The sequence below is a fragment of the Flavicella sp. genome (assembly GCF_037132785.1).
GTDB lineage: Bacteria > Bacteroidota > Bacteroidia > Flavobacteriales > Flavobacteriaceae > Flavicella.
The window spans coordinates 1-13,067 of sequence record NZ_JBAHZZ010000137.1; the positions used below are offsets into that span (position 1 = coordinate 1).

Consider the following 13,067-nt stretch of genomic DNA (forward strand, 5'->3'; position numbering starts at 1 on the left):
AGTTAATGTTATATTAAAAGGAACATCAATAGGAACAATAACAGATTTTGACGGAAATTACTCCATAAATGTTTCATCCTCTGATGCTATATTAGTGTTTTCTAGTATAGGATTTGTAAGTAAAGAAATTGTTTCAGGATCCAAAACAACTATTAATGTATCCCTAGAATCAGACTTAATGGCTCTGGATGAAGTAATCGTAGTGGGTTTTGGCACACAGAAAAAAACAACACTTACAGGAGCTGTATCTCAAGTTAAAGGAGATGATATGTTAAGAGCTAAAGGAACATCAAATGCTGCCATAGCATTACAAGGTGAAGTTCCTGGAGTTGTAATAACGCGTACTTCACCACGACCAGGGAATGAAAATTTTGACATCAAAATTAGAGGTGACATTTCTGTAAATGGTATTGATCCTCTTATTTTATTAGATGGTCTTGAAATTCCGATGTGGCAACTAGGAACTATCAATTCCAACGACATTGAAACATATTCTATCATAAAAGATGGATCTGCTGCAATTTTCGGTACCAAAGCCGCTGGTGGTGTAATCTTGATTACAACTAAAAAAGGTAAAAAAGGTAAAATGGAAATTACCTACAAAGGTGAAATTCAAGTTAACATGCCTAACGACATGCCTATTGCAAATTTAAGTGAATGGGCACAATTATGGCTGGTAGCAGGAGATAATGATGAACATAATTATTTAGATTCAGATGGAAATGAACAGTATGCTGCTCCAAATTACCGTTTTTTCTCAAGAGATGAATTAGTATCTATAATTGATGGTACAATGCCAATGGCACCAGAATCTTATTATTGGTTTGGGAAGGATCAATACTTTTCTGATGTAAGTCAATTCGACGCAATTTATGGTAATACAATTTCAGAAAGACATGATATATCAGTCTCTGGAGGGAGTGATAAAGCAACTTATAGAACATCGTTTGGATATGCAGACGAACGTTCACCAATTGCGTATGTTTACGATGGTGCAAGGAGATATAATTTCCGTACAAACCTTTCATATGAAATAAATGATTATTTAAGTATGGACGTAACCACTTCTTACGATAATAGAACTGTAAGTTCTCCAATACAAGGTGTAGGTAGTGGTCTCCAAAATATGAATCTGTTCCCTCTTTACAACCCAGATGGTCAATATTACGATAATTTCGGAGCATCCAATCCTTTAGCTTTACTTGATGAAGGTGGACGTGATGATAACAATACAGAAATATTTCGTTTAGGAGGTAAAATCACATTGGATTTAGATAAACATATCAAAGGATTATCTTTCAGTTACTTAGGAAACATGAGTGCAAGAGACGCACGTAGAACTTACAGATATACATCTGTAACGATGTACGATTGGTTCGGTAATGTTACTTTTACTCCAACAACTTTATTATCTTCTAGCCTAAGAGTAGATGTTGATAAACATTTTTTTCAAAACCATGTATTTCAAGCGAACTACAACAAATCTATTGGAGATCACAATTTTGCTTTAATGGCAAATGTAACTTCCGAACTAAACCAAGTAAGCAATTATCAAATGAATAGGTCTAACATGCTTTCTGACGATTTAGATGATTTAAATACAGGTGATGCTACAACACAAACAAATAGTGGTGGTAGTAATGCAGTAGGATTGGTTGCGTATCTTGGTAAGTTCAATTATGATTACAAAAGTATTTATCTTTTAGAATTATTAGGGCGTCGTGATGGTTCATCAAGGTTTAATGAAGAAAACAGATGGAAAAACTTTTTCTCAGTATCTGGCGGTGTCAATTTACATCAATTAAGTTTTGTCCAAGATTTAAATGTTTTTGACAATTTAAAAATACGTGCTTCTTATGGAGAAACAGGATCTATATCCGGTATCGGAAATTATGATTATATTTCTCTTATAAATACAGGTTCCACTATATTTGGAAGTGATCCTTCACTTGCTAATACTGCGATAGTATCATCCCTAATTTCTGAAGATCGCTCTTGGGAACGCGTAGCAAACACAAACATTGCAGTCGATTTTTCTCTATTAGACAGAAGACTTAATGGTGTTATAGAAGTGTATCATCGTGAAAATAACGATATGTTAATTGACATCACATACCCTGCACAGATAGGTTTTAATTCAGGTGCTATTCCAAAAACCAATAGTGGAGACTTTACCAATAATGGATACGAATTGTCTTTAAACTGGAAAGATAAAATAGGAGAGGTTAAATACAATGTAGGTTTAAGTTTTTGGGATAGCGATAGTGAAGTAAAGCGATATGAAGGTAAGACTGCCATTACTATAGGATCAAATTCTAGTATTGAAGGCAAACCACTTAATGCATTATATGCATACAAAACAGATGGAGTTTTATCTACTGAAGCAGAAGTATTAGATTATTATAATCAATATGGCTTTGTTGATCAAGCCAATCAAAATACTATGAAGACAGGAACATTATTGCCGGGGTATAGAACTACAAACCGTCTATTACCAGGGAACGTAAGACGTGTAGATGTGAATGGAGATGGCATTATAGATCAAGATGATTTAGTATTTGTAGGAGATGCAAACCCTCACCTAAGTTATGCTATTAGATTTGGAGCAGAATATAAAGGACTTGATTTTAGCGCATTCTTTCAAGGTGTAGGGGAACAAAACATTTTACGAGAAGGAGCATTAGCATACCCATTCCGTAGTTGGTGGACAAACCAAAACACGGCTTTCCTAGGCACAACTTGGACTGTAGACAATCCAAATGCTGAAAACCCAGCAGCATTTTATAATACGAGTAGAAAAACTTGGAATTATGGAGACACAAATGATATTAACATCATAAAGGCAAGTTATTTAAGATGTAAAACTATTTCGTTAGGATATACAATTCCACAAAACACTGTTGAAAAAGCGGGATTAAATAGAGTTCGCCTCTCTCTTTCGGGTAATGACTTGTTTGTATTTACCAATATAAATGATGGGTTAGATCCAGAACACAACAATGAGTCTGGAAGTTCAACTATGCCATTTGTTTCTTCAATAATATTGGGTGTAGAAGTTTCATTTTAATAACTAAAAAATATGAAAAATATGAAAAATATGAAAATTATAAACTTGAAAACATCAGGTATAATTATCTTTCTCGCAGCTTTTTTACTAAGTAGCTGTGAAGATTATTTAGATCAAGATCCACTAGATGAGATAACAGAAACGTTGTACTTTAAGACTCCTGAACAATTTGAAAATGCGGCCAATAAATTCTATACTAATTTAGGATTTGATTATGGTGATCAGTCATCCGATTTATCTAATAACATTTCTGGAAATCCCATGTACGGACAAGGACTTTATACTACTGTAAATACGGATGATATTTGGACTGATAATTACTATAATGTACGACCACCTATACAATTAATTCAAAAAGCCACTGAATACACCGGAGATCAGTCTGAAATAGCAGCATCTGTTGGAACGGCTTATTTCTTTAAAGCGTGGCATTACCATTTATTGCTAAGACGATTTGGAGGAGTACCCATAATAAATGAGCTTCTAGACACTAATTCTGAAGAAGTTTACGCTCCAAGAAATAGCCGATATGAAGTTGTTTATCAAATTATTGAAGATTTAGATATCGCAATTTCTAAATTACCTACTGCTAGTTCTTTAGGTCTTGAGGGACAAGGAAAAGTATCTATTGAAGTTGCAAAATCTCTTAAAGCACGTGTGTTATTATATGAAGCTACTTGGGAAATGTATGTTGGCACAAGCACAGATGGTGATGGTACTACTGATGGCGCAGGTTCTGCAAAACCTGCTGGATACCCAAGTACAGATGATATGTTATCAGATGCTAAACAAGCCGCACTTGAGGTTATGAATAGTGGGTATTTTGAATTATGGGACAAGAGTGCAACACTACTAGGTGATAGACATTTATTTTATCTTTTTAATTTAGAGGACGGAGATTCAAATCCAGCAGGCTTCACTAAATCTGACAATAAGGAATTTATCTTCCAAAAAGTTTACGATTATACATTGGGGCAAATTAATCAAAATCTAACTCATGCAAGACCCATTGGTCCTTCACGTAAAATGATGGATATGTATTTATGTACTGATGGATTACCTGTTCAATATTCTAATGTATTTCAAGGATATGGAACAATGGCTTCGGAATTTGAAAACAGAGATTTTCGTTTAAAAAGTTTTGTAAGAACTCCTTTAGTAGAATATTGGGGTTGGGGATCCGCCACAGATGGCGGAGGAGCACAATATGGTGTAGATTTTGCTGATAGTGGAGTAAATTTTGATTACCGTCATATACCACAGCTAGTAAGTCCAGGAGGAGGCCGTAGTGTTGGTTATGAGGGGACAAAATTCACAACAGAACACAGATATCGAGAGACTAGAGAAGAATCATATAATTATCCTCATATACGCTTAGCAGAGGTAATGCTTATTTATGCAGAAGCAACTGTTGAACTAGGAAATGGAAGTATTTCAGATGCAGACCTCGACCTTTCTATAAACAAAATAAGAAATCGTGCAGGTGTAGCTTCTTTGACGAATGCGTTGATTGCTCCATTTTCGGATTTAACAATGATTGGTGAAATACGACGTGAACGTGCTATTGAACTAGAAGGTGAGAATCAACGTTTTGATGATTTAAAACGCTGGGGAATTGCTGAGGAAGAGTTAAACAGAGATGTCTGTATAGTCTATATAACTGGTACAGAATACGAAACAGCTGACAATCCACTAAATCCAGGGAATCTTATTTATGATAAAGATGGTTTCCTTTACGGGTTAACAACTGGCGAAGAAAGTCCATCAACTTATGCTGGTATTGCAACAACTAAGGCTGGTGCTTTAATATATGATCCTGCAGGTAACCGTACATTTGCATTAAGAAACTATATAGATCCAATACCAAGAGATGAAATAGTTTTAAATGAAAACTTATTACAAAACCCAGGTTGGTAGTAATTTGTTATAAATATTTTTGTAGGTAAATTTAATAAGAGTAGTTGTAGATATTTTATCGGTAACTGCTCTTATTTTATTTTGACAAGGACCCTAGTATACCTCCTTATACCAATTTAACATTCAAATAACGTATTAAATTCGTTTCTTTTTCATTCATATTTCACACAAAAACAAAACCCTAGCAGAGCTATGCTACAATTTTTAAAGATTATCTGAATAAAAAACATTCCAAATTATTATTACGTCATTTAAAAATAAAATTGATTTAAGAGCTGTCAATACACCTGATAAATAATCTGTGCTTACAAACTACTTATTTTCAATCATTATTCGGCTTTTAATTCTTTTTTAACAAATTCAGAAGGAGTTAAATCAAATAACTCTTTAAAAGTCTTACTAAAATATGCAGTTGAATTAAAACCAGACATATGTGTTACTTCTTTGATAGAATACATGTTACTTTTCAATAAATCAGAAGCATGTCTAAGTCGTATCGTACGAATAAAATAGCTCGGGTTATTACCCGTTAAAGAATTTATCTTTCTATACAGCTGAGAACGCCCTATACCTAACTCTTTAAACAAATGCTCTTGTTTAAAATCAACATCACTAATATTATCGACAATTATTTTTGTTGCTTTATCCATAAACGCCTCGTCTATATTATTTGAAGTTACTTCACTTGACAGAAAAACACCTCCTATCTCGGAGAATCTTTTTCTTAATCTAGATTTTGCTTCCAGCAAATTTCTTACCCTAGACTTTAAAACAGCCATCACAAATGGCTTAGACAGATAACCATCTGCACCACTGTCATAACCATCTACACGATCGGCTTCTAGGATTCTTGCTGTTAATAGCAATACTGGTATATGGCAAGTTTCAAATTCAGATTTGATAGCCCTACACATTTCAAACCCATCCATTTTAGGCATCATTACATCACTTATCACAATATCTGGATAATATTTATTCACCATTTTTAATCCCTTCTCTCCATCTACGGCTTCTAATACATCGTAGTCCCCTAATAAATCTCCTTTTAAATGAATTCGCAGCTCTTTATTATCCTCTACCAATAGAATTGTTGGCTTTTTTCTGTTATTATTATTATTATTATTATTATCTGGTTGATTTGTATTGTCATAAGCTACATCATCATTTACAATAGACAATTCATATTCAACTGACTTCATTGAGTTTATTAAAAATTCATTTTTCACATTTTCAACAACCTTTAATTCTGCATTAAGATCTAACGGTAGTCTTACAACAAACTTACTGCCTTTAAAAATTTGACTTTCAACAAAAATATCTCCACCATGTGACTCAACTAATGCTTTTGTGAAATTCAAACCAATTCCAGTTCCTCCTTTATTAAAATCAACATTATAAAAACGTGTGAAAATGTTTTTTAATTGTTCCTTATTTAGTCCAACGCCAGTATCTTTAACTGTAATTTGAACATAATTCCTTAATTTTTCTTTTTTGAATATAAAAAAATGAGACTTGCTTTTTGCACGAGATATTTCATCAATTGAGACAGTAATTTCTCCCTCACTTTCAGTAAATTTTATGGCATTGGATATTAAATTTATAATTATTTTTTCAACTTTATCAAAATCAAAAAGACAATGGACTTCTTTTACAGATGATTCGAATTTATAATCCAATTCTTTTTTAATTGCTAAACCTTTAAACAGAGAGAAAATATCTTCACAATACTTAACTACATCACCCTTTTCCAATTGGACAGGAGCCATACCAACATCCATTTTTCTATAATCCAATAATTGATTCACTAAATGCAATAATCTTCTGGCACTTCGTTGAATGGACAATGCAGATGTTTTTATTGTTTCAGGATCTCCTTTGAAATTAGATAATATTTTATCAACAGGATTTAATATAAGTGTTAATGGTGTTCTAAACTCATGAGAAACATTGACAAAAAACTGAAGTTTCAATTGATCTAAATCACTTACCTGAGCTTGTTTTATTTTTAGAGTATAAATACGAAGGATAAGAAAAAAGAGTAATAGCCCTGAAGCAAAATACAATAAATACGCCCACCAGGTTTTCCAGGGAGGAGGTAAAATTGTAAATTTAATTTTTGTTGTTTGTGCATTTTCCAATTGTCCATCTGTAGATGCAATTACCTCAAAAACATATTCACCTGGCAATAAATTTGAATAATTCACATCTCTCCTAGACCCAACATTTAAAAAATCATCATCCAATCCATACATTTTATAAGCATACTGAACCAACTCAGGATTTTCAAAATAAAGAGCCAAATACTCGAATGATATATAATTCTCATCGTGCCTAAAAATTAAACTTTTAGTTTCGCTTATTGATTTTTCTAACAAAACTCTATTGTTTACTGTATCACCTACAATAATTTTTTTATTGTATAATTTAATATCTGTTATCTTGGGGTAAACAAGGTCTGATTTTTCCAAAGAAATATCATTCGGATTAAAAATATTAAAACCGTTTTTACCTCCAATTATAATTCTTCCATCTAAAGTTTTTGCAATTGATTTTGTCTGATACTCTGACCCTTGTAAGCCGTCACGGTCATTGAAGTTTTTAAAAACATCAGTATCAGGATTAAGTAATGAGAGTCCATTTTTAGTTGTTATCCAAATATTATAATTCTCATCCTCTTTTACTCCAAGAACAAGATCACCTGGAAGCCCATCTTGAGAAGTGTACGCCTTTACCAAATTTACATTTTTATCTAATTTGTAAATTCCACTATCAGCACCTACCCAAATATTACCTAAATGATCTTCGGTTACATAATTAACCCCATTCCCTTCAATACCTTTTATTTTGACACTAATAAAATCGATTTTTTTTGGAATAAATGAATCTAACTTATTCAAATCAACAATACTCAAGCCTAATGAGGTTCCGATAAACAAACGTTGTTTGGAATCAATAAATGTATAAATTATATCATTACTTGCTAATCCATTTTGCTCACCATAATTACTCTTGTAATTGTGAAATCGATTTGTTTTTGGATTGTATAAACTGATTCCTTCTGTTCTCAACCCAAACCACAATCTGTGTTTTGAATCTTCAACTCCACTCCAAACTGAGTTTTGACCTATAGAAGCAGGGTTATTATACTTATGATAAAACCTTTCGACATTTTTTGTTTCTGGATTAAATTTGTTTAGACCTCCATCCAAAGTACAAATCCAAATATTTCCGTCATGTGCTTCAAAGGCATATAAAATCTTATTTGAACTTAAAGTATTCGAATCCTTTGGATTGTGACTAAAATATCTAAATAAATTATTTTTTTCATCAAAAAGATTCAGTCCTCCATTATAGACTCCTAACCAAATTCTTTTTTTAGAATCTTCAAAAACAGACTGTACTATTTTTTCATTAAGTCCGTATGGATTGTCTGGTTGATAATAATAATGACCAAAAGAGTATTTTGAAGGCTCTAATTTACTGACTCCTTTGTCATAACTTCCTATCCAAAAAACACCATTTTCTCCTTCAAATATTTTTGAAGGCTTATTATTCGGAATTGAGTAAGAATCAAAAAAATCACTTACTATATGCTTCATAATTTTGTTTTCTCCCTTTTTAAATATAAAAACCCCAAAGACATCTGTAGAGACCCAAAACAGCCCATTTTTAGCTTGATAAAAATCTGTTATAGGCACACTATAATCAACTAAAGAAATATGTTTAAAATTATTTTCTTTTTTGTTCCATACAATTAAATTGGATAGGTCATTACCAATCCAAAAATCATCATCATCATCAATTAAAATTTGTTTTGTAATATGATCTAATTCATAAGCTATTTTCTTTTCAATAAAAACTCGTTCAAAACGATCTAACTTTTCATTATATTTATTGAGGTTTTGACCACTTGTTCCAACCCAAATGGTGTAATCTCTATCCTGTACTATAACATTCGCACTATTATCATCAATAGAGTGTACATTTGATTGGTCGTTTAAATAAAATGAAAAATTTAATTTAAGTATATCCGTATAAGACTCTTCTAATATGATTTTAACAACTCCATTATTAGTTGCCACCCATAGCGTATTATTAATATCACTGTATAACAAATCATTAATAACCTGTCTCTGATTGTTTTCCTGAGAAAAATTATTGTAAAGATTTATACGTATAAAACTATCATTTTTTTTGTTTAATAAATTCAAACCATTATTAGTCCCTATCCAGAGATTTCCTTCCTGATCTTCTTCAATCGCATTAATCCTATTATTACTAATAGAGGTCGAATCATTTAAAACAGACCTAAAAACTTCAAATTCATAGCCATTATATTTATTAAGTCCATCTATAGTTCCAAACCATAAATATCCTTCTTTATCCTGAAACACTTCTAAGCAAGTACTACTTGACAAGCCATCAGTCGTATCTAAACTTTCAAATCTTAAGTTATTCAATTGTCCAAAAATGGAAACTGAAAAAAAACAACTCACAAAAATTAAGTGTATATTTTTATTCATTTATTTAAAAAATTTATGCAATTTAACACTCTTTATTCAAAAAACATATTGAAGTGATTTAAACTTTTACGCGAAAAAAAAGGGCTATCTACCTCTATATAACATGTCTCAATTACCTGACATACAGTAAACTACAACCAAAACAATAGACGATAACACGATAGAAAAGGAAATTATACCACGTATATCATTAACAAAACGAAGATTTCCTCCAACGGCTCCATTAGTTAAGATAATTAATGCAATTTTTCACAAGCTAAAAACAGGTACAATGGCATCAATTACCTACACAAGTCTTTTCACGAAAAAGACATTGATTTCAAAGTCAGTCTATTATCATTACCGAAAACAATGTATCAATGGAGCTTGGAAAACCTGACGGATTGACTACACTGGACAACCATAAATTAAAATAGATCTCTTAATATAGATTTAGACGACAGCCATACGCCTGCAATTAGAGGACGTAAAACAGGAAGAGTCTCAGGTAAGAAAAAACAAAAAACTACCAACGCTCTCTATTTGAGTATCTATTTCCGGATATAGTCCAATGTTAAATCTCACTTCTAATGTTAAATTAACGTTATGTAAATATGTTTTTAACGTAAATATTACATATCTTTGGGTTAATAACAAATACTACTAACATTTAATATATATATATTATGAAAAAGCTATTGTTTATTGCGGTTATATTCACCTCTCTAGTAATTTCAGCTCAGAATATTACAAATATTGAAGCTCCAAAACCAGTATATGAAGTGGAAGACGGCTTGGTTAAAGTGACTAATTTTTATGTAACAGGAGAAATTAGAGAACAGGGGTTCTATGATGCAGAAAAAAAATTAACTGGAGAATGGATTCAGTATAACAAAACTGGAAAACGAACTATAGTAGCTAATTACTATAAAGGAGTTAAAGTTGGAAAATGGCTAGTGTGGCAAGGAGATAAAATGTTACAAGTAGATTATGAGCAATCAAGGGTTGCAAATGTTAGTGAGTGGAAAGGCACGAGTACTCTAGCAGATAATTAAAATCATTGTAAAACTTTTTGTTTACACATGGGAACGCATTAAATGTATTAATTACATTTAATGCGTTTTTTTTGTTATCTTCGTATTTGAAATCTCATAAATAGTGATTTTTTGAATGTAAAATTATCGTACATGGATGATTAAATTTGTATTTTTGTTGGGTTAATAAATTTTAAAAAACTTCAAATGAGAAAACTTCAAATGGTTGACTTAAAGGGTCAATATGTAAAAATAAAAGATCAAGTCGACAAAGCGATTATTGATGTAATTGATTCTACTGCTTTTATCAATGGTCCAGAAGTTAAACAGTTTCAGAAAGATTTAGAAAATTATTTAAATGTAAAGCATGTGATTCCTTGTGCTAACGGGACAGATGCTCTACAGATTGCTATGATGGGTTTAGGGCTGAAACATGGTGATGAAGTAATAACAACTGACTTTACTTTTGCTGCAACTGTTGAAGTGATCGCTTTACTTAACTTAACACCTGTTTTGGTGGATTGTGATTTACAGGACATGAATATTTCTATCGAAGCGATAAAAAATGCAATTACACCAAAAACCAAGGCAATTGTGCCTGTACATTTATTTGGTCAAGCTGCAGATATGGATGCTATAATGGCATTGGCGAAAGAGCACAATCTGTATGTAATTGAAGACAACGCACAAGCCGTAGGTGGTTCTTATTCTTCTAAAGATGGAATTAAAAAACTTGGGACTATTGGTGACGTGGGAACAACCTCTTTCTTTCCTTCTAAAAATTTAGGCTGTTACGGAGACGGTGGAGCTATTTTTACAAATAATAACGAATTAGCACATACAATTCGTGGAATTGTAAATCACGGAATGTATGAAAGATACCGTCATGATGTAGTGGGAGTGAACTCTAGACTGGACAGTGTACAAGCTGCCGTTTTAAGAATAAAATTACCGTATTTAGATACATATAATAAGGCAAGACAAAATGCTGCGTTATATTACGCTAAAGGATTAGGAGTGAATAAAAACATTGTGGTTCCTGATAATAATGAGTTTCATGTTTTTCATCAATATGTAATTAGAATTACCAATGGAAAAAGAGATGGTTTGTTAGCTCACTTACAAGAAAAACAAATACCATGTGCTATTTATTACCCAATTCCTTTACATAAACAAAAAGCATATATTGATAAAAGATATATAGAAGAGGCATTTCCCGTAACCAATCAATTGTCTGACGAGGTGATTGCCTTACCCATTCATACTGAGTTAGATACAGAACAACAAGACTATCTTATAAACACAATACTAAATTATATAAATTAAAAAAAATGGCTAAAATACTTGTAACAGGAGGATTAGGATTTATTGGATCACACACAGTTGTTGAACTACAAAATAAAGGATATGAAGTTGTTATTATTGATGATCTATCAAATACAACAATTGATGTTTTGGATAATATTACTACTATTACAGGTGTCAAACCTGAATTTGCTCAAATCGATTTAAGGGTTAAAAAAGACATTAAAGATTTTTTCGACTCGTATTCAGTTGATGGAATTATTCATTTTGCAGCTTTTAAAGCTGTAGGTGAAAGTATACATAAACCATTGGACTATTATGAGAATAACTTAGGGTCTTTGATTTATTTATTACAGGAAATGAGAGACAGAAAGTTAGATAACTTTATTTTCTCTTCTTCATGTACTGTTTATGGTCAGGCAGATGAGTTGCCTATTACTGAAAAAGCACCAATAAAAACGGCAGAGTCTGTTTATGGAAACACAAAACAAATTGGAGAAGAAATAATTAGAGATGCGAGTACTGCTCACGGAATCAATTCGATTGCGCTGAGATACTTTAATCCAGTAGGGTCGCATCCTTCTATTAAAATTGGAGAATTACCATTAGGCGTTCCTCAAAATTTAATTCCATTTATCACTCAAACAGCAGCAGGAATAAGAGCTGAATTGTCTGTTTTTGGAGAAGACTATAATACGGTAGATGGAACTGCAGTTAGAGATTATATCCATGTAGTTGATTTGGCAAAAGCTCATATTGCAGCTTTACAACGCCTGATTAACAATAAGAATAAAGAATCTTTTGAGTACTTCAATGTAGGTACTGGAAAAGGCAGTTCTGTACTAGAAATAATAAATACTTTTGAAAAAGTAAATGATTTAAAATTAAATTATAAAATTGTAAAGAGAAGAGCTGGAGATATTACAGCCGCTTTTGCGGATACTACAATCGCAAATAAAGAATTGAACTGGAAAACAGAGCTGTCTTTAGAAGACGCATTGAGTTCGGCATGGAAATGGCAACAAGCTCAAAAATAATTGAGCAACTAATAAATTAAAAAAGGCGCAAAACAGCGCCTTTTTGGTTGTTGTATAAAAAGAACTGAGTTATACGTCTAGTGTCTGTTTTGTGTTTTTTTGATATTTAGGTTTTTGTAGTACCATTCTAAGAATTGTTTTATGAAAAATGGATTCTTTGTATTGTGACCTATTAATTCTAAAACAAAATTTATCAAAGTAAGCT

General features: G+C 32.1%; 6 protein-coding genes and 1 pseudogene. 5 read left to right on the forward strand and 2 right to left on the reverse strand.

The features are described 5' to 3' along the window. The coding region (locus V5787_RS09065; protein ID WP_336892921.1) for a SusC/RagA family TonB-linked outer membrane protein at positions 1-3,067 on the forward strand (3,067 nt) is incomplete at its 5' end. A 30-nt stretch (positions 3,068-3,097) separates the two neighbouring features. Then, positions 3,098-4,984, forward strand: coding sequence for a RagB/SusD family nutrient uptake outer membrane protein (locus tag V5787_RS09070; protein WP_336892922.1), 1,887 nt, complete (start codon positions 3,098-3,100; stop codon positions 4,982-4,984). A gap of 329 nt (positions 4,985-5,313) precedes the next feature. Here the strand turns inward: V5787_RS09070 and V5787_RS09075 are convergent, their stop codons facing one another. Further along, positions 5,314-9,507 (reverse strand): two-component regulator propeller domain-containing protein, encoded by a 4,194-nt coding sequence (locus V5787_RS09075; RefSeq protein WP_336892923.1) that lies wholly within the window; start codon positions 9,505-9,507, stop codon positions 5,314-5,316. Positions 9,508-10,172: 665 nt separating this feature from the next. Between V5787_RS09075 and V5787_RS09080 the strand changes: the two genes are divergently transcribed. The 3 genes from V5787_RS09080 (at position 10,173) to galE (ending at position 12,862) form a co-directional block, all read left to right on the forward strand. Then, positions 10,173-10,541: a nicotinic acid mononucleotide adenyltransferase gene (locus V5787_RS09080; RefSeq protein WP_336892924.1), complete on the forward strand. Its 369-nt coding sequence runs from the start codon at positions 10,173-10,175 to the stop codon at positions 10,539-10,541. A 186-nt stretch (positions 10,542-10,727) separates the two neighbouring features. Next, positions 10,728-11,846: a DegT/DnrJ/EryC1/StrS family aminotransferase gene (locus V5787_RS09085; RefSeq protein WP_336892925.1), complete on the forward strand. Its 1,119-nt coding sequence runs from the start codon at positions 10,728-10,730 to the stop codon at positions 11,844-11,846. Between the two features lie 5 nt (positions 11,847-11,851). Then, entirely contained in the window at positions 11,852-12,862 is a 1,011-nt protein-coding gene (gene galE / locus V5787_RS09090; protein WP_336892926.1) for a UDP-glucose 4-epimerase GalE, read from the forward strand. Between the two features lie 69 nt (positions 12,863-12,931). On the opposite strand, the pseudogene V5787_RS09095 reads toward galE, so the two are convergent. Then, positions 12,932-13,067: pseudogene (locus V5787_RS09095) on the reverse strand (IS1595 family transposase); the annotation flags it as partial.